General features: G+C 30.0%; 19 protein-coding genes, 1 pseudogene and 1 riboswitch. Of the genes and pseudogenes, 15 read left to right on the top strand and 5 right to left on the bottom strand.

Features of this window, described 5'->3' with window-relative positions; all coding sequences use genetic code 11:
- Window positions 1–117 precede the first annotated feature (117 nt).
- Entirely contained in the window at window positions 118–531 is a 414-nt protein-coding gene (locus PB1_RS02440) for a very short patch repair endonuclease (protein WP_003350547.1), read from the bottom strand.
- Window positions 532–688: 157 nt separating this feature from the next.
- Window positions 689–2119 carry a TOTE conflict system archaeo-eukaryotic primase domain-containing protein gene (locus PB1_RS02435; RefSeq protein WP_003350546.1) on the bottom strand — a complete coding sequence of 477 codons (1431 nt, stop codon included), beginning with the start codon at window positions 2117–2119 and terminating at the stop codon, window positions 689–691.
- Between the two features lie 1165 nt (window positions 2120–3284).
- On the opposite strand from PB1_RS02435, the gene PB1_RS02430 reads away from it, so the two are divergent.
- The 5 genes from PB1_RS02430 (at window position 3285) to PB1_RS02410 (ending at window position 7877) form a co-directional block, all read left to right on the top strand.
- Window positions 3285–3698: a hypothetical protein gene (locus tag PB1_RS02430; protein ID WP_003350544.1), complete on the top strand. Its 414-nt coding sequence runs from the start codon at window positions 3285–3287 to the stop codon at window positions 3696–3698.
- A 913-nt stretch (window positions 3699–4611) separates the two neighbouring features.
- Window positions 4612–4746 (top strand): hypothetical protein, encoded by a 135-nt coding sequence (locus PB1_RS18270; protein WP_003350541.1) that lies wholly within the window; start codon window positions 4612–4614, stop codon window positions 4744–4746.
- A complete protein-coding gene (locus PB1_RS02420; protein ID WP_003350540.1) occupies window positions 4743–5147 on the top strand; it encodes a hypothetical protein in 405 nt (134 codons plus the stop codon). Before PB1_RS18270 ends, PB1_RS02420 begins: the two co-directional genes overlap by 4 nt.
- A 941-nt stretch (window positions 5148–6088) precedes the next feature.
- Window positions 6089–6349, top strand: coding sequence for a hypothetical protein (locus PB1_RS02415; RefSeq protein ID WP_003350539.1), 261 nt, complete (start codon window positions 6089–6091; stop codon window positions 6347–6349).
- Window positions 6350–6596: 247 nt separating this feature from the next.
- Window positions 6597–7877, top strand: coding sequence for a PIN domain-containing protein (locus PB1_RS02410; RefSeq protein WP_003350538.1), 1281 nt, complete (start codon window positions 6597–6599; stop codon window positions 7875–7877).
- Between the two features lie 462 nt (window positions 7878–8339).
- Here PB1_RS02410 and PB1_RS02400 read toward each other — a convergent pair whose 3' ends face one another.
- Both PB1_RS02400 and PB1_RS02395 read right to left on the bottom strand, forming a co-directional pair.
- On the bottom strand, window positions 8340–9119 hold the full coding sequence (locus PB1_RS02400) for a hypothetical protein (protein ID WP_003350536.1): 780 nt from the start codon (window positions 9117–9119) through the stop codon (window positions 8340–8342).
- Window positions 9120–9195: 76 nt separating this feature from the next.
- Complete coding sequence (locus tag PB1_RS02395) at window positions 9196–9543, bottom strand: hypothetical protein (protein WP_003350535.1); 348 nt, start codon at window positions 9541–9543, stop codon at window positions 9196–9198.
- 454 nt (window positions 9544–9997) lie between these two features.
- Here PB1_RS02395 and PB1_RS02390 point away from each other — a divergent pair, with 454 nt between their 5' ends.
- The 9 genes and pseudogenes from PB1_RS02390 to PB1_RS02345 all read left to right on the top strand — a co-directional run bounded on the left by PB1_RS02390 (window position 9998) and on the right by PB1_RS02345 (window position 18529).
- Window positions 9998–12130 carry an ATP-dependent nuclease gene (locus PB1_RS02390; protein WP_003350534.1) on the top strand — a complete coding sequence of 711 codons (2133 nt, stop codon included), beginning with the start codon at window positions 9998–10000 and terminating at the stop codon, window positions 12128–12130.
- A 776-nt stretch (window positions 12131–12906) separates the two neighbouring features.
- A complete protein-coding gene (locus PB1_RS02385; protein ID WP_003350532.1) occupies window positions 12907–13374 on the top strand; it encodes a hypothetical protein in 468 nt (155 codons plus the stop codon).
- A 522-nt stretch (window positions 13375–13896) separates the two neighbouring features.
- On the top strand, window positions 13897–14088 hold the full coding sequence (locus PB1_RS02375; protein ID WP_003350530.1) for a hypothetical protein: 192 nt from the start codon (window positions 13897–13899) through the stop codon (window positions 14086–14088).
- Between the two features lie 566 nt (window positions 14089–14654).
- Window positions 14655–14818 (top strand): annotated as a pseudogene (locus PB1_RS17305) (IS1595 family transposase); the annotation flags it as partial.
- Between the two features lie 905 nt (window positions 14819–15723).
- The gene (locus PB1_RS02365) at window positions 15724–16287 is read left to right on the top strand and encodes a hypothetical protein (RefSeq protein WP_003350526.1); all 564 of its coding nucleotides are present in this window, start codon (window positions 15724–15726) and stop codon (window positions 16285–16287) included.
- Window positions 16288–16744: 457 nt separating this feature from the next.
- Complete coding sequence (locus PB1_RS02360; RefSeq protein ID WP_003350524.1) at window positions 16745–16978, top strand: hypothetical protein; 234 nt, start codon at window positions 16745–16747, stop codon at window positions 16976–16978.
- A 106-nt stretch (window positions 16979–17084) separates the two neighbouring features.
- On the top strand, window positions 17085–17327 hold the full coding sequence (locus tag PB1_RS02355; protein ID WP_003350523.1) for a hypothetical protein: 243 nt from the start codon (window positions 17085–17087) through the stop codon (window positions 17325–17327).
- Between the two features lie 17 nt (window positions 17328–17344).
- The gene (locus PB1_RS02350) at window positions 17345–17554 is read left to right on the top strand and encodes a helix-turn-helix domain-containing protein (RefSeq protein ID WP_003350522.1); all 210 of its coding nucleotides are present in this window, start codon (window positions 17345–17347) and stop codon (window positions 17552–17554) included.
- A gap of 90 nt (window positions 17555–17644) precedes the next feature.
- Complete coding sequence (locus PB1_RS02345) at window positions 17645–18529, top strand: hypothetical protein (RefSeq protein WP_003350521.1); 885 nt, start codon at window positions 17645–17647, stop codon at window positions 18527–18529.
- Window positions 18530–18992: 463 nt separating this feature from the next.
- Here the strand turns inward: PB1_RS02345 and PB1_RS02340 are convergent, their stop codons facing one another.
- A complete protein-coding gene (locus PB1_RS02340) occupies window positions 18993–20207 on the bottom strand; it encodes an IS4 family transposase (protein ID WP_003350293.1) in 1215 nt (404 codons plus the stop codon).
- A 579-nt stretch (window positions 20208–20786) separates the two neighbouring features.
- Window positions 20787–20876, top strand: a riboswitch (cyclic di-GMP riboswitch).
- Window positions 20877–21146: 270 nt separating this feature from the next.
- Between PB1_RS02340 and PB1_RS02335 the strand changes: the two genes are divergently transcribed.
- The gene (locus PB1_RS02335) at window positions 21147–22892 is read left to right on the top strand and encodes a methyl-accepting chemotaxis protein (protein WP_003350520.1); all 1746 of its coding nucleotides are present in this window, start codon (window positions 21147–21149) and stop codon (window positions 22890–22892) included.
- Window positions 22893–22895 lie beyond the last annotated feature (3 nt).

Here is a 22895-nt window from a genome sequence, read left to right as displayed (position 1 = left end):
ATTGTCCGGTGCTTATTTAATTGGCATCGGACATAATTATTTTTATTACTTACCTCATTTTGAGGTAAGTAGTTTTATTATTGTAACTTTAGGAGTAGAAACAATCTTTTCTAGATGCTACTTTTTTGCATTATTTATTGCATCAATAATTTTTTTTACAGTTAATTCAAGGTCTTGTTTAACTTCATGTTCCCATATTCTAAGTATATTCCATCCATTCTCCTTATAAAAAGAATTGACTTCATTGTCTCTTTTTTTATTTCTATTTAGTTTTTTCTCCCAATACTCAATGTTACTTTTAGGCATGTTTCCATGAAGGGGGCAGCAGTGCCAAAAACATGAGTCAATAAAAATTGCTATTTTATATTTTTTAATCGCTATGTCTGGTTTCCCGAATAAAGTCTTGACATTGCGTCTATACCTAATTCCCCTTTTCCAAAGTTCCTTAGCAACGAGTTCCTCCAATTTTGATTTGGACTTAATAGCCTGCATGTTTTTTCTTCTTTGTGACGATGTAAGGTTATCTGTCATGAATTTTTCTCCTTTATAAATTCATATCCAGCATTATAATTCCCTTTATAGGTGAGTCATAAAACAATCATATTATTTGTTTTACCTTTATAGTATAATTTGGCAGAAGAAAAGCCCCATATAATAAAAACTAGGGGCTTTTTTGTTTATTTGCTTTTTAAGATTTAACTTGTTGTATCTCTTCACGAAAGTTTTCGTACTGTCGCCTGCTTAATAAAATTTTTAACTCATCTAATGTATATAGGGCTTTAATACATTGAAAAAATAGAGTTTTATATTCTGATATTGAATGTATTTTAACTTTAAATTCTTTACCGCTCCTGCTATTAATTTCAATTTTGTATACGTTTGGCAAGATAGTAAATGAGTCTTTAAAGGATACCCTTTCTCCTTGTCTGACGATTTTTATAAATCCGGATTCGGACAATTTTTTTACATTATTAAATGCTGCACCAACAGATATATCACAACTTTTATGAAGTTGATCGTAAGTCATAAAAAAATGGTTATTTCGATCGCTGAAACGTTTTGAATGTAATAGTAGGCTAAATAAAACTAACTTTTCATTTTGTTTCGTTTTGGAATTAATAATAGTACGCAGTTCAGATTCGTAGATAGTAATTGTTTCTCTTGCAGTAATTATTTTTGAATTATGGCTGTATGTCCATCTAGTAATCCTAGCAATATCCTTATGGCATTGTTTAATTGGTGTTTTATAAAATATCTGCCATGAAAGCCAGTGAATTAACTCTTCTTCACATTGCTTTTCTGTATAACCTAGAGATAAAAAGTAGCGTGCTAGTTTACAAAGGGAGTGATATCTAGTTCCCCACTCTGTTAAACCTTGTTTGTGTAATTGTTCTAGTTCATCTATAGTAAGTATTTCATCTCCATTATTAATACCAGAAGTTAATACAATTCTTTTAAAGGTTTTAGGTTCATATTCTCTATTTAATAAATTATAAAATTCTTTACTTGGAAATTTCTTTATATTTAGAATATAGTCTGGAAAAGGAATTGGATTAAACTTATCAAATATATCTACATACCAGCAAACGTTGTCATTATTCTTGTTTTTTAGATTTTTCCCTAAAGGTAATTTAACACCTTTGTTTTCTGTTGGCCGTAACTCTATTTTACCGTAAAGATTCATGTTTAGTAATTGTGATACTGATTTAATAATATGATTGAAAAAAACTTCTAACTTATCATTTTGAATAACTTTATCAAAGAATATTTCTACATGATAACCCTTACTGCCACTTAAACTTGTAAAAACGTAATCAGAAGAAATTCCGAAATTTTCAAGTGCTTCGTAAATGGCGAAAACCGTTCTCTTAGCATCATTTGCATCTGGAATGTCTACATCGAAACAAATAAATTTTGAATGTGTGGAAGCAAAAACACCATAAGTATGTTTTTGCTTAATGTGTTGTAGGAGCATATTGTCTGAAAGACTGTATACATTGTTATCTTCTTTGTTTATGAATGTTGTATACGTTCCATCATCATTTTGTTTAATGTAACGGCGTCGAACAGTAACATACAAATCCTTTAATTTTTCTAAAATCGCTTCTTGATTCTTCAAAATCATCCTCTCCTTTCAAGAAAAGGAATCTTCAAAAGAACGGTCTATTAAGAGGAGAGTATGAATGTCTTCTAGATTCCACAAATCCACTTTAAGCAAAGATTTATTCATCGTCAAATTTATATAATAGGCAAGAATGATATTTTACAATATATGTAATAAAATGAATGAATAACATATTATAGGAATGAATCCTTTATTTTTGGAAGGGTTTTATAAGAGAAATATAATGATTACATAGGTATTTCTCGTTTGTTCAATAAAATAATCAAGTATGAACTTTTACGGTTGTAAAAAGAAATGATATTTTACAATATATGTAATAATGTGAATAAATAACATACTATCGGAATGAAAGATATTATTTTAGATGGATTTTATAAGAAAAATTATCGATATATAGGTATTTCTCGCTTTTGTATGTGATAACAGATAACGCAGAGAAAGATGATATAATTGGTGCCATAAATATTAAAAATTAAAAGCATTAGGAGGGACATATGACTAAGGATGTAGATTGGAAGGAGTTTATAAATGAGTATATAAAAAGAATGGAAAAAGCCAAAAAGAAAAAGAATTTTAAGGTTATTAAGCAACAGTGAATTAACTTTATTTTTTTAATTTGGTCCTTTACAAAGTTTCTTCTCTATAGTATATTGTTTTCAAATCAATATATATTTTTTAAATTTATATACTCTTTTATACTTTTATAACATTATCTTCAGGGATAAATCTAAATTATTATTTCTATATATATCTCTTTCTTATTAATAAAATAGATAAAGAAAAAATACACTTAATACATTTGGGAATTTTCAGGGATTAGTATGTACTTTTTATAAAGTGTTTACTTCTCCTAGTATTATGTGTGTTTTTATATTATCTATTTTTATTTCTAAGGAGGAGATTTTTTTATGCAAAAAAAGCATTAACTAAAGTCGGATATGTAGTTCATCTTGTAATGAGAGAGATGACAGTATTGATTTAGATTTAAAACTTTTAAAAACAAGGAATAATTTATTAACTTAGGCAGGATTTTCTCTATCAGTAATTAAATTAACATCAATTTATTTTCTTTAAACAGCACTTATCTTAAGTGTCAATCGATCTAATGAATATTTTGAAGAAGATATGTAGAACTTCAATGAAGAGGAGGAGATATTTTATGAAAAGAATGAACAAGGAAGAAATTTTATCAAATTATAATCTTTCAAAGGAAATGGTTTTTGATCACACTGTTTTGAGCCATCTTGCTACCAAATTTGATATCTCAGAAAACATTGAAAACATTGTTGATAGTGAGTTTTCTGTACAACTATTACTTGAAGATAATTTTGAGAATTATAGTTGGAAGATATTTAAGATTGACATTATGGGTGAAGATTTTTATCACATTTTGTATATGTATCCCGGTGGATACGGGGATTATTGTAATTGTAAAAAGATAAAACATTTAGAATTTGTTTTTTTGGATTTTATAGAACCATTGTTTAAGAGAACAACAAAAATAAAAGAACTTCAATTACGAACTGATACAGTTAAAAAATTAGTTGCAGTAGAAGAACAGTACAAAAAATAATTACTAATGCTAAAAATGCTAGGTAGGTGGTTCTCCACTTACCTAGCAATAAGATGGCAAGAGGGTATCAGGTTATGTAATTATTTGAGAATATTGAAAGTGCTAAACTTATTTAGGGAAAATTTTTTTAATGCGCGTTAAAATAATTGAAAAATGAGGAGTAGCAAGAATATGGATCAAATTTTTATAAAGCGATGGCATAGGTTTGTAATGATTTCTGTAAATTTGTTCATGTACTTATTTATTCTATTGGCATTTTATCCAATGATCCTTAAGTATTTTCAATTGTCTTTGAAGCAATATATTGTATCAGCCGTAATATTACTGATTTTAGGTGGGCTTCTGTGTGATAGGTTTTTAATTAAGTTGATTCTTTTAAAGAACGATCACATCGAAATAATTTCGAAAATTCATAAAATAAAGATAGTAATATCGATTGGGGTCTTTTGGTCAGTGATTGTGGGATTTGCTTATATCATAACAAATAATGTCTTAATCAGTCTTTATATTGCAACGGCCCTTGCTCTTGGATGTTATTACTGGTTCTATTTCATAAACTATTATCTGGAATTAATGGACAGCAGAAAAGGCAAGATATTTTTTAAAATTCGCCAATGAATTCTTATCGAATCTGCTAAATATAAAATCATTGGGGAGTGATTAATATGCCTATTGATACAGATAATTTTATTACTGGATATATTGTTTCAATGTTAATTTGGCTTTTATGGACACTCTTCGGATACTGTAAGAAGTTTAGCGCAACACAGTGTAGATATACAGTCTATTGCTGAATTGGCAGGTCAAGATATAGATAAAGAAAGAATAATTTTTATAAAAAGCAAGGAGAACAAATGTGCGTGTATAAATGTATCCTGTAATATTTACTAAGAAAAACGGGGAGGAACACACTATGAAAGCCAATGAGGAAAAAGTAGTGACAGTAAAGGATTTATCTTCACAAGCAGTAGCAAGTATTATTTCTGAACTTGTACTTCAAAAGTATTTTGAAATCAAGAAACAAAAGAAAAAGGGGAAATCGGCGTGAGTGAACAAAAGAAAGATAAGAATAAAATTAGTGCAGAATTGAGACTGTTCTTTGAAAATGAATGGAACGAGTGGGAAGATTCTTCGTACATTAACTTTGTTGGAGATTATTATGTTGTATTTGCAAAAGCAAAGCCACCAGTCTGGACCCTCCTCAATCCGTCTTTTCAGAATATCTATTTCTTCTATTTAGTTGATAAAAATGCAGTAATGGAAAAAATAGAACGGGGAACAATTGGAGGAAGGAATCAGCACATAGGAAAGAAAGTGTATAACTTTAGATGTTTTCATAATCAAGTTGATATGTACAGATTTGGAGTTGCAGTGTTAAGTGAATACTTCGTTGACGAAGAAGAACTCACAGAAGTATTAGACGCATTAGAAGAAGTAGCACTTATGTAAGCAGAGGATTTTTTCCTCTGTTTTTCTTTTTTTATCTACGAAATAAAGGAGATTAATTGTTAGAATATAAGAGTATACATGCGATTAGTTAGTTGTCAGCAAAACAGTTAAAATATTGCACAAAAGACAGCAAGGCTCCACCAAAGACAGTCCTTGGCCCAATACCGAACAGCCATACAAGGACTAAATAGGAGATGAATATACTAGACAACTAAAAGAAGCAAAGGAACAAGCAACGAAAGGGTTAGACTTCTACCACAATGTAATTAAGCCACACAGCGAGGCAATGTTTGACGATACATTGAAGAAACCGAAGGGAAAGATAAAGAGTATTAGATTAGAAGAGGAGCAATAACCTGCTCCTCTTTTTCTATTCTTCCTCAAAAAAGGATATAATCACTGATAAATAAATTTAATAGAATACAATAATTTTAATTAGTCATTATGAACAGTAATCATTAATAATAAAAATGAATCGTTGATATGGGATATATAAATAGGTTGATAATATCCCTGCAAACGATTCATTTTTGTTAATAATTGATATGAATAATTATGTTTTATAATTATCAAGATTTCTTCAAGTTTAAAAATGAATTTTCGATAAAAATTAGAAAAATAAATCTCCGAAAAAAATCACCTACTATATAACAAAAATAAATAGTAGGTATGAAATAAAATGGATAAATTAAAGAAAAAATGATTATAAACGACATTTAATCTATAAGGCTGAATACGGCTTTATTTAGAGTTAAATCGCTAAATTTAGCCACTAGATTAAACTATAGGTAATAATTATCGAATTTATTTTGAAAATCTCTGTTTATTATCAAGAGTGGAAAACATTAAACAACTTCAAAAATAAAGTAGAATTTTAATTCAAAAAAAGGAAATGCCCTTCTTATATTCAATTTAAAGTGTATAAGAAGGGAGAGATGTTTATGTCAAAATTTATTTTTGAACATGACTTGTTCGTACATGGTATTTGTTTTAGATATACAATTATTCAGTTTGAGGAGGATGGTAAACAAAGATATGCTGCTGGGGTGGGAGTTGTTTTTGTAGATGAAGGATTCCAAATGCTACAAGGTGATATCCTAGATGATATTAATGATGCAAAGTTGTACCTACAACAATTATACTTTTCTAAATTTGAGATTGAAAAAGAGACATTATTTTTGTGTGAATTAACCCGTATGTAAAAAAATATTATTTTTATAAAGGAATATGAATAATAAAGTAAAGATGCTCAAGTCTCCATTTAAAAAATATTGGCATTGCCGCACAAAGAGGAAAAGTATTTAGAAAAGTCCGTTTATTATAATATACGGGCTTTTCTTTTTCCTGTATTAAGTAAAAAAATGTTATAAAAGACGAATAAAATATATAAAGCATTTCATTACTGCTATAATATAATTGGAAAAATAAAGTAAGAAAGGGAGAAACGTAGTGGGACAGATACAGAGTTTATTTAATCTATTAATGTGGATATTTATTGTATTAATAGTGTTAACTTTGTTTTTTTTACAGAAGGGAAGAAAACGTTCAAAGAAGAAAAAAAAGTTTAATCGAAATAATGGGTACAAGCCTAATTCATTTCATAATAACAAATTTTCCGAAGCGAGCATCATTCGGGCTTCAAAAGTATTTGGTCAAGTTTCGAAGTGTTCAATTGCATTTGATACGAATGTATTACTAGATTATCCAAATATAATATCATCAGTGGTTCAAAATGCAAATGTTATGATTAGTGATAAAGTAAGAAAGGAATTAGATAAAATTAAAGATCGTCAAGAGGAAATTAGTAAGGATGCTGCATTTGTTTTAAAAACAATCTCTTCTTTACATAAAGAAAATAAAGTTCAAATTATTAGGTATGATTTGAATGAAATTGAAGGATATGGACTAGACAAGGATTCAAATGATGATGTTATAGTTGGTTCTTATTTAAGTAAAGCCAAAAAAGGAGAAAAGGTAGTCTTTATTACAAATGATAGTAATGCAAGAACTACAGCACGTGTCCATGGGCTCTTCACATTAGAATTGGATTGGGAAAAAGAAATTGGAACTCCTAGAAAAATTAAATCTATTAGAAATTCAAATGTTAAACGTCCAGGGTATGCTTATAAATTATTTTCATTGGTATGTTTTTCGATAGCGGTAGGGGTATTATGGAGTATGGCATATTTGCAATCTATATCTAATGTTGATTTAGTCATTGGTGAAACAAGTAGTTCAACCAAAGCAAGTTCAATTGCAGGTAGTGCAAAGTATGTAAATGGCAATTATCCTTATGAAGTAAAAAGTGAATATGGTGAGACTTTCAAAGGGAAAAGAATAGGTGATTTGGGTGCCGGGGCAATTGTAGATATTTCTTATAACGAATCATTTGGAGCACGTTTACTAGGTAACTATACAATTACCATGGCATCATGGTTTGATAAAGACCCTAGTGAAAAGAATAATCAATATAAATATATAATTGTTGATAGTTCTAGCAAAGTGTATGAGGCAAGGACCGTTAACTCAGAGATGGTAACGGATGGGACAATTTATATTGAAAGTTTAGATAGTAATATTAAATTTATTAACACAAATGGATATGAAAACATTTACTATACCTTTGAAGAAGATGAGTTGAAGAAATTGGACGGTGCTGAACTTCACATAGTCCATAAAGTAACGAATAAAGTAATTCAAAAATTCCCCTTAAAAGTTCTTAAGAAATAGAGTGGAGTGATTCTAATGACTTTTTCGAATTGGACCTTATTAATAATAAATTTCATAATACCTGCCTTTATTACTTTCGTTATCATTTATGGTCTATGGAAGTTAGTTTCATATATAATTTTTCGTTTTAACTTATTGGTCAATAGAATTGATCGTACTGAAGAATATAAATACTATGAAACAGAAATAGAGTTCAGTAAAGAACAGATTTCAGAGTTTCTGAAGAAACTTGAAAATGATCCTCGTTGGAAAAACACTACTAATAATTAAAAATAATAGTTATACCCTAGAGAATAATATTCTTTAGGGTTTTTTAATTGAAAAAATTAGTCACCTAACTTTCTAGGATATCCATTTACAAAAGTATGTATAACTAGAAATCCGAGATAGCAAATATTAAAACAAACATAGTAAGTAATTTAATGTTAAAACCAGCAGTATTCGATCTGCTGGTTTTGTTGTTTATTTTCTCTTTTCTTTCTTTTCTTGAAGAAGACGCTTTAGGCGAATATATTCAATTTTGGTATCTTCATGTTTCTTAATGGCATCCTCAAATTTTTTCTTAGCATCTGATAATTCATTGCGCAACTGATTCAATGTGTATTCTTCTACTAATCTCTCTTCTTCCAGAATACCCGGTGTGAGATTAAACTCAAGTGCTAGAGCCGTTGCAAAATCATCACAATATTTTTCTACTTCTTGACCATGCAAATCACCTAAAGTTACATATCGTAAATGATGGCCTAATTCATGAAGCAATGTATTAATGACGGCATACTTTGTTATTTGTTCATCGGCCCAAAAAGTACTTTCACCAAAACCATGATAATATATACCATTCTCATACGAAAAACCAAACAAGCATATTTCACCTTTAAGGAAACCAGTAGGTCTATACGAACCTCTAACACATTCGTTCAAATAGGGAGGTCTTTCCATAATAAATATCCTTTCAATACCTATAATAGAAAGGGGGTATTTCTTATAAACCTCTCTTAGGATAAATTTAATTTCATTTTTCGATATGGGGCAGTCTAAGTTTTCTGGGAGTTTTTTTAGGATGTGGATTTGGCGATGTGAACCAAAAATAAAAGATAATGGGAAAACTAATAAATATTGAATTTTTTTACCACGCCTTACTTGATTAACTGCATATTTTGCCAATATGAACCTAGCCGTTAAATGATACAAGATAAATAATATAGCGAAATAAAACAATGCATATAACAAATTTTTAAGCACAATATTACCTCCAGCAAACAAGTACAGCCATTACGAGCAATAAGTAATGGCTGTTAACTAGAAATATCTTTATTTCCTATAGTGCTTTATGTCGAGGTGGATTTAATCCATATACTTTATGATTCTTTAATACTTTGTATAATTTCTCTTTAGTTTCAATGTTCACTTGTGAGGAATGTAGAACCGAATAATATATATTCTTGCAGCGTCCCCAATATTTCGGATGATTTGGGATGTACCATACTTTTCGTAAGTATGCTGTTACTTCCTCAGCCTCCTGTTGAGAAGGAGTGTTGTATTCCAAATGTTTTCCCCACCGGTTAATTCCTATTGCCCAGTAAATTTGAAAAGCAATAACAAACCAAATTGAAACAGGAAAAGTTAATAAAACAATTCCGATTATTATCAATTTTCTAACAGTCATAATTCCCCTCCAATAACAAATACTGTATATTTGTATTATAGTAGAATTATCAATTCAATAAAGATTTAATTTTTTAATATACTCCATTTTTCTTTTGGATATTTATTTTATTGAATAAATATTTATATCTTTTACGAATCAGGCCCAAAAATATTTTGAGGAATTAACAGTAATAGACTTATTCACTTTCATCATTGGAAATAATAGTTTAAAAAGGAGGCGGAAAATTAAGAATAAATCTGATATCCATAAGGGTTTTGGTATTAATTCTATATTAGGATGTAGGATTAATATACATTACTATTCCTACTACGATAGCGAAAATAGTCGAATTTATTTATATTTATAGTTTATTATTTGTTTTTATTGGATCATATTTCTTTATGAGAAATATTTTAGCCAGGTTATCACCTTACATTATCAAGAAATGAAATAGAGCGAGGGGGTAGTATTAGTGTATATTTCAGAATTATATATAAAGAATTTTCGCAGTATTAAAGATATACATTTAAAATTCAATAATGGTAAAAATATACTGATAGGGAAAAATAACGCTGGGAAAAGCAATATAATTAAAGCACTAGATTTATTAATGGGTGAAAAACTACCAACGAAAAATTCAATTGAGACTAAGGATTTTTATGCTTCAGAGGAAACTGTAAGAGGAATAAAACAAACTATACATGAGACTGAATTATTTATTGCTGTTAAGTTGACAGGATCAGTAATTGAAAAAGAAAACATAAAAAAAGTAAAGTATATAAAACAAGAACGTTTTGGAATTGATTATTGGGCTAAATATGAAGATGGTAAGGTTATTATTAACGATAAAATAAAAACTGACCTAATTGATTTTGAGACACGTAATCTTGATACATTTGAAAGTGAAAATTTAGGATACTGGATAAATGATAAAGATGAAGTTATTTTTTATATATATGCACAAAGGGAAAATGTTGAAAGTGAAGAAATAAGACTAATCCATGGTATGTTAGTTAAGGACAAAATTGATGAAAAGTATTTTAGATGCTTTTCTATTTCCAAGAATTTAAGAGAAGCATTTGTTACTAGTTCTATTTTACCTGCATTTAGAGAGCCTGCTAATCAGTTAAAGGCAAATAACTGGACTTGGTACGGTAAACTACTTAAATCACTGTGGGATAGTAAAAGTGAAGGTATTAATGAGGAAATTAAAACTCAAAGTGATTTAATAAGAAAGTCTATTGATAAAGTCTTTGAGGATGCAACTGAGGATCTAAAAGAAAAACTACATGAATTAATAAATTACAGTTATATTAGTTTTAGAATGCTTCCGAATGCTAATGATGATGCATATAAAAATATAAGTATCTATGTAAACGATGGATATGAATCGAAATTATCGGAAAAGGGTTCTGGTATTCAGAGTGCTTTAATAATAGGTCTCTTTTCATATTATTGCTCTACTTTTCATAAAACAAATTCAGTATTAGCCGTTGAGGAACCAGAACTATTTCTACATCCTCATGCTCGAAGGATGTTATCAAATAAATTAGATGAATTTGTTTCTCTGAATGATAATTTCAATAATCAAGTAATTATTGCTACTCACAGTCAAGAGTTCATTAGAAATACAGAAATTGAAAATATTATTGTAGTAAGAAAACCGAAAAATAGTAACAAAACTAAAACTTATAGTCTCTCTAAGGATGAAAAAACTATTCAAGATATACAAAAAATAAAACAATTATTATGGAGTAAAAATTCTGAGTTATTTTTTGCAGATAAAGTAATATTAGTTGAAGGTGGAGAAGAATATATAATTCCATCTATTGCAGATTTCACTTTTGACCAACATGGCATTTTGGATAAACAAAATGTATCGGTAATTAAGGTAGGAGGTAAAACTCAGTTTGGAATATATTTAACTTTATTGAAGGATTTGGGAATTGATTATTTTGTTATTGCAGACTTTGATTATTTAGAAAATGGATTAGAACAAATCGGAAACTTTATTGACGGTTTTGATCATAATGCTCTTGGCCAAATCAGAACTGAGATGATGAAGTATAAAGATGATTATAAAAAGTCAAAAGAAATTAGAAAGAAGATATTAGATCCTAATCAAAAAGACGCAAAAACTCTTTGCTATATTTTGGATGATATGTGTTCAAAGCAAGAATTTAATGATGATTTATTGAGTTTATGGGAATTTTTAAGACCAAAGGTTATTAAAAAAGTAAGTTATAAAGATTTTGAATCGGATTTATATTTTAGAAAAAAGTTAGATGAATATTTAGATAATTTGTTAAAAAATAATGTGATGATACTAAAAAGTGGTGAACTAGAGGATTATTATAAGGAATTAGCAATTGAAGTAACAAAAGGGGTTACTGGAAAAGAATTAAAGGTTTTAAAACTGTTAGAAATAGTAGATAAGGGAGATTATAAAATTAACGAATTACTTAATATAGATGATTATCAGAAAGCAATTTTACAGGTCTTATCTATAGGTAAAACATCAAAGCCAAAAAACAATAAAATTTCAAAATCTGAACATATAGAGTTGGAACTTACTGTGAGGCAAGAGGATGAAATCCGTATATAATGAAATTGGATTAAAAGAAGGAAAAATAGTAATTTCCGAAGGAGTAGAAAATTTCAAAAAGATTCTTAAAGAAAAAGGCAGCCATTTTTATTTAACAACATAAGTTTACTACTTTAAAGTAATTTCCAAAAGAATTAGATTTTCCAACTGTTATTGAAAATGGGTAAGATAAATTCTGGTTCGCTTCATCTTAGTCTTCATTTGCATTAAAGATTTGAATTAAGTGAATAGGAAGTAAGAGAGAATGCAAGGAAATTAGCAGCAGAATTTATATTGGCTTCTAAGATTGGTAAGGGTAGAGGTGTAAAAACTCTTTCTATTAATTTTCCCGCTTCGTCTGTTTAACTTAAAATATAAGTAAATAATAATATCATTCACACTCTTTCTTTACACAGCCGTTCACAATCTGTACTAAGAGGTAAGGAGTGTGATTTTTTATGCCTACTATTGCTTTATCTTACATTGAATTTATAAATTTAGCAAAATAAGGAAAATGAGAGGTTTTCGAAGAATTAATACATAGATATTGCTTCCGGTTTGGACAAGAACGACATTTATCAAGAGGTTCTCAAAGGATTGTTCAATGCCGTGAGGTATCGAATATAATGGAGAGAGACATTTTGAAAGCCTTGCTTCTACAAGTATTTTCCAAAGGGATAAAGTAGAACAAATAGTTCAAACATTTATTCGTGATCGGACCTGACAGCCAATCCGCAAGTGCGTTAATATGGTCATATATATACAAAATATAGATTCGGAGAGGAGTGATAGAAAAAATGAATAAAGTTATAAACTTTTCAATAAATACAGATGTTGCATATAGACTATTAGAAACACGTCGTCAAAAGTTAGCATTTATATTGCCATTTATATTTTTTTCTGTATTTATTACTGCTATTTTAGATACTGCCTTATTCTTTATGCCATTCCATAACCCTTTGCAGGGTTTGATTTGCTATCTGATATACCCTCCTCTGATGTTTATGTTTGGACTTTTGTACTACAAGAATTATAAGAATATTTACATTAAAAGAGATAAAATGAAGATAAACACTCTACCGCTTGGGATTGGATATTGTGTCATTGGATTCCTCGTTGGATCTGCAATCTATCTTATTAGTGGGCAAATCGTGTTTTTGTTAATCTTTACTGTTATTGCTGCCTCTGGAACATTCATTTGGATGAATTGCCAAGAGTTTATTCATCGGATGGAAGAAGAAATATGGGCGGAAAAAAATAAATAAAAATTTAATGTTTGACACTCTTTTTTTGTGCGAGCGAGACCTATCGAAGTCAGAAGGAACTCTCCTTTTCGGAGGGTTCTTTTTTGTTTATCTACTCGAATGTTCGTTCTTATTTTCGTAGATAAAAAGCAGTGTTTAATCTTTAAATATTCAATAGATAAGTATATTGAATCCCAAACTGAAAAAGAAATGGAAGCAATTATATATTACTTTATGTATGGTTATACAACACGCGAAATAGCGAATGAACTTGGTACCCACCATACTACTTACAACGATACAAATGAGAAATACAAAAAATTGTATATAAATTTTTTGTAACACCTACAAACAAGGCTAAAGAAGTCGTATACATAGTGAAGGCAATTGCAACTGCTTGTTTGCTTTCATATATATCACCTTCTCTTGTTCGGCACTCTTTTTAAAAATGGGGCGATCGGTGTATGCTAGTCGATCCGTTTTTATTTATTTTTAATGTAAATAATGTTAATAATGGGAATAAAAACAAAAGAGGTTATGAAAATGAAATATTTCTGGTATTTCTGTTTCTTGTTATCACTAATGTCAGGATTACTTGGAGTGTTTGCCGTATTTCTAGATACATTATTTTTTGAAGAGGTTATCTTCACAGCAATGGAGGTATTTCAATTCATTTATTTACTGGCACTAGCAGCACTAATAAAAGTATATATTTTTCCAAAAATAAGGGGCTAGATGTGTACTTCATTTATCAAAGTAATAGGACTTATGACTTCCTATCTTATACTTCTGAATACTATAAGAAGAAAGAAAACAGGAAAGGATTAATTTCTTTATACATAGCATACTGTATCATAGTAATGAAATGGAGATAGTAGCAGTGCTATCTTCTTTTTTTATTTTCTAGGTTTTGTTAATCAATACTGTTGATAAAATTAATAAAGTAAAAGCGACCATACTAAGAAAGGTCGCTTTAAAAACTATCTTATACTATTTTGCGGAGTTTTTATAAAACGCATTAAAAGTGCAGTTCCTGTAATGTTTGAAATTATACTTATACCAAGCAATACACTCCATAGAGGGGTAGGCAAGGTAAGAGTTAATGATAACATTAAGAAAATTAAACCGAGTGACACAAAAACAATATTTTTATTATTCAATTTCATCACCTCACTTTTGTATATTATAGCAAATGATTTCCAATTTTTATTATTGTTATTAGTTTTTTTATTTACGGTTAATCCATTAAATGGTTTCCGTTTCTTACATTAATTATAGATAATTGTTCTAAGACTGTTATTTTTCAAGGAGTTGCAACAAATTACTTGGATAACTACCTTTATTATTTCCGTTGGCTTGAAATGGGTAAAAAAATAGCACTAGATGAGCAAGTTAATCAAATGCTTATTTCTGCTTGTCAAAATCTAATAAGATAACAGTCAACAATTTAAGAGGAATTGTGTAAATATCAATTGTTACTAAGTCTTTTTATGCCTAAATGTAAGATTAAACCCATCATACTCCAGATATTTAAAATAATACCTGCTATTAGTAGGAACCACTCTACAAACTGAGGGGAATTTGTAGTTAAAGGAATAGTTGTGGTGCTGCAACCTATTACTAACATTGCTAATAACAAAGGTAAGTTCTTTACCAAATCATGGCACCTCCTATTTATATTTAACAATAATTGTATTATTATAACATACTCTATTTTTTTCAAAAAACAACAAAGTTTACGAAAACAGCCTTCCAGAAAAAGGACTTCCAACTGGTCCTTAATTTTTTTACTGATTATCAACAGTTATCGTTTAACAGAGCCATTTTCTAAAAAATTTTTTCTAAAGAAAAAGGGTTTCTTAATTTGAAATGGAAGAGTCCATCATAAAACTTGTCACTCAAGACAGTTTTGGTATTCTCCTTTCTGTAAAGGTAAGATTATATACGCTTCGGGAGTAGTTCCTGCTCCCACCCTTTTACAGAAAAATACACACTATTAGGAGGTATGATCTCTATGACAGTATCTTTTATCACACAATTTACAATGGGTTTTGTTTATCTAACTTTGCTCCTAATTGTTTTAGGAATGTTTACTTCTATATATCTTTTATCTAAAAGAGAATAAAAAAGAAAAGTTATCAGAAAAAGTAAGTGTGATATTCTCTCACATATTCACATTCGTATCTACTGGAGGAATTATCTACTAAGTATTAACAACTGCTATATTATGGTATTTTTTATTGTAGAACTAAAAGAAGTTTACTCAAGAGAATTTGTACTTTGGCCAAAAGACAAATGGAAAGAAGGCAGGAAAGAAAGAGCACCTGTCTTCTTTCTTTTATAAAAAACATTTATTAGGAGTGTGTAAAAATGGATTACAACAGATTAACAAGACCTTTTGAGCCTAGCCAAATCCGTGAACGGCAAGGAAAAAAGAATATGATATATAGATATGTTCCTGTTTATCATATTGAAGAGAGATTAATGGAATTACCTCCCGGATCTTGGAGTTTTGTTGTAAAAGATCATTTCGAAAAGAATGGGGAGATTGCTGTTCTTGGTTCTCTTACAATCAACGGAACAACAAGGGAGGCTTGGGGAAGTTCTGCTTTAGAAGGAAAAACTCTAGGAGACTGCATGAAGAGTGCAAGTGCCCTTTCACTAACGAAATGTGCCTCGCTGTTCGGTGTGCCTTGTGTATTCAGAGAAACTTCAATCAGTCAACAACAGAGACCGCAGCAACAATATCAACAACCTCAACAACGGCAACAAGAGATTAAAAATGTTCAATATGCTTGTATGGATTGCGGATCTATTATTTCAGAGGCAGAAGTTAATTTCAGTAAGAAGTATGCTGACACTTTCTTTGGGAAAACTCTTTGCAGAGAATGTCAACAGTTTTACAGAAATAATCAAATAAGGAGAGTTAAGTAATGACTAAGCAGGTAGATTGGAAAGAGTTTATCAAACAATTTATCAAGAGATTAGAAAAAGCAGATAAGAAAAAGAATTTTAAAAATTTTAAAGTTATCAAGTAGAAGATTTTTTTCTTCTACTTTTTTGTTTTTTTTTGCAAAAAGGTCCTTTACAAGAAATTTATTCTATAGTAATATAAATATACAAACAACATATATATACATTTAACTAAACTCTTATTTATACAAGGATAAAATATACACGTACAATTAAATACCCATCTTTTATACTATACACTATTTTTCTTATTTTAGAATTTAGTATTGTGGGTATTGTTGTGTAATTTGCCTTTGTATAAGTAAGAGTTTTTTTGTTGCTTTTATTTGTTTCTTATATATATGCTGTTTTTTTGCCTCCTAAAAAATACACAAAGAGGTTTTATACCAAATACATTTAACTTTAGGAGGAGTGCAAAATGCAAATAGTAGACAAACCTTACAAATCTTTTATGTTTACATTATTAATCGAAAAGGAAGGGCAACAAACAAGAGAAATTCACTTCGAAGGAAATTTAGAAAACATTTTCGAAGAAGAACAATTTCTCAAGGAACTTGATGAATTACCAAAATTCGCTCAATCAATCTTTTCAATGTTGGAGTATGCTGCATCTAGTAAAGTTTTATCAAAAGCATACTTCAACATATTATAGACGCTAATAAATTATGAGGCAGGTCTTCCTGCCTTATAAAACCTCCTAAAAAATACACAGAGGGGTTTTATACCAAAAAATATTCCATTTTAGGAGGAGATTAATTATGAAAAATTTGATTGAACAAACATTATTAGAAGGAAAGTTAGTAATACAATACGTCCACAGAGAAACCAAAATAGAAGAATTTATCAATAATTTTAAAAGAGTATCAGACGCATTAACTAGATATCAAATGATAATACCGAACACTGTTAAACATTTCTTGGAATTCGCAGATGGACTTAAAGTTAGTACAGAAGAGGAGGCAAGTTCTAAATCAGTTAGAAAGTTTTGTTTCATTTACTAAAAAAGGGGGTATCCTGCATGGCTAAAAAGATATACACATCTGAAGAGGATATCCCTTTTGTTCTCACTGCTGAAGACATAAGAGATATTCTAGGTATAGGAACAACTTCTGCGTATGAATTGCTGAACAGTGGAGAGTTCCACACGGTCAGAGTTGGAAAACAGATAAGAGTAAGTAAAAAAGTATTCCTTGACTGGCTATATTCTTCAAAAGAGGTTGCATCTTAAGATGTAATCTCTTTTTTTTATAAAAAAATAAGGAAAAATATAACAATTATTGATAGAATATTTTTAACTGAATATAAAGGAGGATATAGAATGACAGAACAACTGATATTTGATATAACTTCTTGTGAAGAAGCATTAAAATCACTAGAAGCATTTTTAGATTTAAATGAACGGGAAATTGTTAAGTTTATTGCTAATAATAAAGGAGATATTTCATCAGAAGATTTCATTGAAGCCTTTAATATTTCTGAAGAAAAATTACTTTCAAAAGAACTATTACCTGTCTCTTTGCATGTAACAACAAATAACGATAACTGTGCCACTATTAAAAAATTCGGTTTGATGGATCTACAAAAGGCAGTAACACTTGATACTCCACTAAATAGATATCTAAAAAGTATGGGAATAACAATTGATGTAGAAAATAAAGAGATTCATTATAAGGACAAAGTGTATGATATTAGTAAGAAATATAATGGGATTAATGCGGGAAGCAAGGATGAATCTTTGAATTCTGTCATTCACAAGTTGTTCATAGACTTTCAAATAAATTCTTTTTTCTATGATAAGAATGTATTAAATTATGATGGAGATATCAGAAGAGGACCGGAGTTCTTAATAAATTTAGCAAATTTATTAAGGAATAGTGATATCGAAAATATTTGGAAACAAAACAAAGATAATAAATGTTATGTTATAAAGTTTTTTGCTCCTCTTTCCAAATATACAAATTACTCTTTTTTGAATTATGTAGATGAGGATTGGGAGGAAGAAGCACTAAAATTAGAAATGGTGAAAGCAATTATTAAAAAATCTCTTTATCGTATACATGATGATATTTTTTATGATGGTGCAGAGGAAGGTTTCTCATATATCAAACCTCATGAGGTTATTCCATTCTCAAATATTATAAAAATATATTCTGAGGAAGAATATTTAGAAGCATACAATATTAAAGAGGAATCTACGTGGTGAATCACGGTGAATTTTTGGTGAAGTAGTAGATAAAAAATGATAGAGTTAGATAATGCTAGATAAGAAATTAAATCTCTTTAAACCCGCTTAAACACATAGTAGATAAGGCTAAATGCAATTACATGAAATCAGTCAGAAAACAAAAATGCTACTTTGACAGGGTTGGGGTCGGCGGTTCGAGCCCGTCACAGATCATCACAAGAAGGAGGCTGTCTCATAAGGGTCTGACCCCATGCACATTTATCAATATATAGCACATTTATCCAATATTATGTCCTATATATTGTGTTATGGGGTCTGACCCCACTAGCCTTGCATAAAAGTAAATAAATTCAATATTTTACTTTATTTAACATAATCTTTTTTAATCTAGATGCAAAAAAGGCTAACTCCATTTAAGTTAGCCTTTTTTGTCCCATTTATTTGAATTTATGTATATTAATTGTAATTTATACTTCGTTTATTATTTTTCCTTTTTTGGCTTTATCATTGCTACTTTTTCTGCAAAAACTAAGTCTTCTTCCTTTTTTTTAGGTACTTTTTGTCGCCCTTTTGATGTCCTTGTACACCTTCGATTCAGTTCTTTTTCAAATTCCTGCCAAGATAAATGTAAATAGGTTCGGATTAACCGCAGTACTCCCCATATTGTTTTTTTCGTTTGTGTCTTTAGTTTTATTTGTAGTACTAGCCCATAGGCAATCAGCGAAAGAAACATCTGATTCCAGATTCCTTGGGGTTTTGTACTCCAAATTTTGGTTGAACGAAGATGTTGTTTAATCCATCTAAAGAAGATCTCAATCGCCCACCGATGACGGTAGATTTCCATTATTTGTTCAGGCGGTAAGTCAAAGCGTGTGGTAATAATTCGGTATAGATGTCCTTCTTCATCAAAAAATTCGACGAGACGTACCGGGTGCAATTTCTCGTTCGAGGTTACACCAATCTTTACTGTCGCATCCATACGAATCAACGGATGGTTTAAAATTTTTCTATCGAGATAGATTACCTTGTGCTGCTCTTTAATTCTTACAATGAAAGAAATACCACGTTCCGCCCAGTTATTGATTTTTTTATGAGAAGCATATCCACGATCCATGACGTAAGTTGAATCAGATTCAACCACAAGGAAGTCGGAACCTTCAAAATCACTGACATTTCCAGTTGATGGAATAATTTGGTCTGGAAAAGCAATGTCTGGAGAAGCTACCACTAAACGGGTGTGCATTTTTACCTGAGTAGAATTTTTTGATACATAAGCCCAGTTAGCTAACTGTTCAGGCAGCTTAAAGGAAGAAGAGTCAATTATGGCTAATCTCCCAATTCCCTTTGGTAGACCAGATAAATTTCTAGTTTGAATTTCAATATCTTTGACCACTCGAAAAAAAAGATCTTGTACCCATTCAGTTGGTAATTCATTTATCCTACGGCTTAGTTGTGAACCACTTATGCTTTCTAAATTTAGGCTTTTCATGAGGTCTTTATCAGCCCGTAATTTCTCCTCTATATCAGTATATGAGCTCCAATTACCCAGCTGAGCAGCAACAAAAATTTTTACAAGGGCATCAGCTCTTAATTTTTTTTGATCATAGTTTAAAAGAGGACAGGAAAGCTTTTCCGTAGATAAAAGGGAAAAACATTGACGAACAACAGATGGTTGAGCTATATTTACATTGCTCATGATAAAAACTCCTTTGTAGAAAACTTGTTGATGGGACAACAAGCTAACAATTCTACAATAGGAGTTTTTTTCTTTTTAGTAAACCTTTTTTTATTTTCCTGAATTTGTAACCTTTGCAAGGCTAGTGGTCTGACCCTTGGGCTTTTGAGACAACCTCTTTTTTTGTGTATAATTACGAACATATGTACTATTATATGTTTATAGATTCAATAAAGGATGGATTCATGTGCAGAAATTTTGAAAATGAATTAAATAATATCAATAATCTTTTGTTAGCAAACGGATAGCAAACAACGAAATGAAATACTAAAATGAATCTGTTTCATAAAATGTGTCCAAATTAGGGGGGCAAACCGATGTCAGCTATATATGTGCTGCTTCATACGAAGAGAAATGTGTAATAATGTAACCTAAAATTCTAAATACGGGGTAAATTGTTCAATACGCTCATTAAATTTCACAAATAATAAGAACGATATGTGACGAATTTGTGAATTTTTTTGAACGAGGTAAAAATTTCTTATCTTTTGCCGGTATATATAGTAGAGGCTCACTTTTGGTTCTATTTCTTAAATTTACATATTTATTTGGCAAACTGCTCGAAAGGGTAGGACGCAAAGCTAAAGGGGCTACATCTATTTATAATAGACATGCCAGCCAGTTGCACTTCGTCTTAAATTTCGTTTCGATTCTTTACGAAGTTTTTTAGATGAACTCGTCCAAGCACCTGTCCTCTTTAGTTTACTAGACTAAAGAGGACAGTTTTTTTTGTAAGTTCAGATTGAAAAATCGACATAAGTTGTATAATCAAGTGAAGTAAAAGAATAGTTCAAATGGTTTATACATATGTCTGAAAATCAATCTGTATTTATGTAAATTCAAGCAGCAAACTAGCATTTACATAATAAAATGCTACTTCATTTTGAGGAGGAATAAAAATTGTTAAAAAACATGAATTTTTTCACCAAGAATATGTTGTTTTCGATAGTGAGTGTTGTGATTGTAGGAGTAGCACTTATTGGGATGGGCTATATTATCCAAGGTAATTTGTTAGAAAATCAGTTAAAACAGCAATCGGAAGAAATTACAAGATCTTGGATGAAGAAGATAGATGCCGATAAAGTAAAAAAAGCTTATAAAACCGAAGATATAAAAAGTAAAGAACATCAAGAGTTAACTGCTTTATTAGATCAGTTAAGTGAATATAATCCGAATATTGCTCAAGGATACATATTTGGTACTGAATTGGCGGGGAAGAATGGAAATGAAACATCTATTGTCGCGAATTCTACCAAAATATGGGAGGTGTTGAGAGAATCAGGATTAAAAGTAGGGGATATGTATGCTCAGCCTGATGTGGTAGTGGAAGCAATTAAGAATTTAAAGAAAGAAAAAAAAGTTCAATTTACTAAAATTTATAAAGATGATTTAGGTACTTGGATGACAATTTTACATCCGATTATAAATAGTAAAGGTGAGGTATTTGCTTATTTTGGAGTTGATATAGATGCTTCAAACATAGCGGAAGGGCAAAAAGATTTACTGTTCAACTCAGGAATCTCTTTAATTGTTATTTTAATGTTATTAATTGCAGTGCAATATTTTTTATTAAAAATTTCATTAAAGCCGTTAACTAATTTAATGCAAGGTATTGAAGAAGCAAGTAAAGGAAACTTGAATATTTCTGTGAAAGAAGGAAAAGATGAATTAGGCCAGGTGAATCAAAAGTTTAATGGAATGATCAATGTAATAAAAGGTACGGTAAGTAGAATTCGACATACTTCGAAAGAGATTGCCGAGAATTCAGAAAGACTTTATGCATCGTTTGAAACAAGTTATAAAGCAGCTTACAATATTACAAACTCGGTAGAAACGGTACAAAAATTATTAGAAAGACAAGCTAAATCTATTAATGAGTCTTCGGTTTCGGTGGAACAGATTTCTAAAGAAATAATTAGCATTGCCAATAATACGAATGAAGTTTATGAGCTTTCAGAAGGGGTAACTAAGCTTTCTGATATTGGGAAAACGTCTACTGATAAAGTTGCAGAGCAGATGGAGAAAATTAATCTTAATGTAGAAAACTCCGATAAAGCAATCAACGAGCTTGTGATTGTGTCGGATGAAATTCAAGAAATATTACAAGTAATAACCAATATTTCAAATAATACAAATTTATTGGCATTAAATGCTTCGATTGAGGCTGCCAGAGCAGGCGAGCAAGGGAAAGGATTTGCTGTAGTAGCAAATGAAGTGAAAAAATTATCGGAGCAATCTGCAAACTCGGTAGAGAACATACAAAAACTGATTGATAAAGTAAAAGAACAAGTAAATAAAGTAGTAGATTCTATGGAAATCATAAAAAATGATGTGAGTGAAGGGATTGAAATTACAGTAAGTACAAATGAAGTATTTGGAAAGATTTATGATTCTATATTGGAAGTAGCTAATAAATTGCAAGTAGTCTCTTCTTCCTCTCAACAAATTTCTGCAGGAGTTGAAGAATCTTCTGCTATGATTATTGAATTGTCAAGCAACGCTGAAAATATTACTAAAAGATATGATGATATTGTAGAAAATATCCAGGAACAAGAATCTTCGTTTGAAAATATAAAAGAGACAGTGAGTTACTTAACAGAAACATCAAAAGAATTAAAAAAGCTTAGTGATCAATTTAACATATAATTG

The organism is Bacillus methanolicus PB1 (genome assembly GCF_000262755.1).
GTDB classification, from domain to species: Bacteria; Bacillota; Bacilli; order Bacillales; family Cytobacillaceae; genus Bacillus_Z; species Bacillus_Z methanolicus.
Note: the sequence above shows the minus strand (reverse complement) of the source record. Positions and strands in the feature narration are given on the sequence as shown.

Bases quoted from the DNA above. Each gene is read 5' to 3' on its own strand.
- PB1_RS02440 (WP_003350547.1), bottom strand. From the start codon at position 531: ATGACAGATAACCTTACATCGTCACAAAGAAGAAAAAACATGCAGGCT.
- PB1_RS02430 (WP_003350544.1), top strand. From the start codon at position 3,285: ATGAAAAGAATGAACAAGGAAGAAATTTTATCAAATTATAATCTTTCA.
- PB1_RS18270 (WP_003350541.1), top strand. From the start codon at position 4,612: ATGAAAGCCAATGAGGAAAAAGTAGTGACAGTAAAGGATTTATCTTCA.
- PB1_RS02415 (WP_003350539.1), top strand. From the start codon at position 6,089: ATGTCAAAATTTATTTTTGAACATGACTTGTTCGTACATGGTATTTGT.
- PB1_RS02395 (WP_003350535.1), bottom strand. From the start codon at position 9,543: ATGACTGTTAGAAAATTGATAATAATCGGAATTGTTTTATTAACTTTT.
- PB1_RS02385 (WP_003350532.1), top strand. From the start codon at position 12,907: ATGAATAAAGTTATAAACTTTTCAATAAATACAGATGTTGCATATAGA.
- PB1_RS02375 (WP_003350530.1), top strand. From the start codon at position 13,897: ATGAAATATTTCTGGTATTTCTGTTTCTTGTTATCACTAATGTCAGGA.
- PB1_RS02365 (WP_003350526.1), top strand. From the start codon at position 15,724: ATGGATTACAACAGATTAACAAGACCTTTTGAGCCTAGCCAAATCCGT.
- PB1_RS02360 (WP_003350524.1), top strand. From the start codon at position 16,745: ATGCAAATAGTAGACAAACCTTACAAATCTTTTATGTTTACATTATTA.
- PB1_RS02355 (WP_003350523.1), top strand. From the start codon at position 17,085: ATGAAAAATTTGATTGAACAAACATTATTAGAAGGAAAGTTAGTAATA.
- PB1_RS02350 (WP_003350522.1), top strand. From the start codon at position 17,345: ATGGCTAAAAAGATATACACATCTGAAGAGGATATCCCTTTTGTTCTC.
- PB1_RS02345 (WP_003350521.1), top strand. From the start codon at position 17,645: ATGACAGAACAACTGATATTTGATATAACTTCTTGTGAAGAAGCATTA.
- PB1_RS02340 (WP_003350293.1), bottom strand. From the start codon at position 20,207: ATGAGCAATGTAAATATAGCTCAACCATCTGTTGTTCGTCAATGTTTT.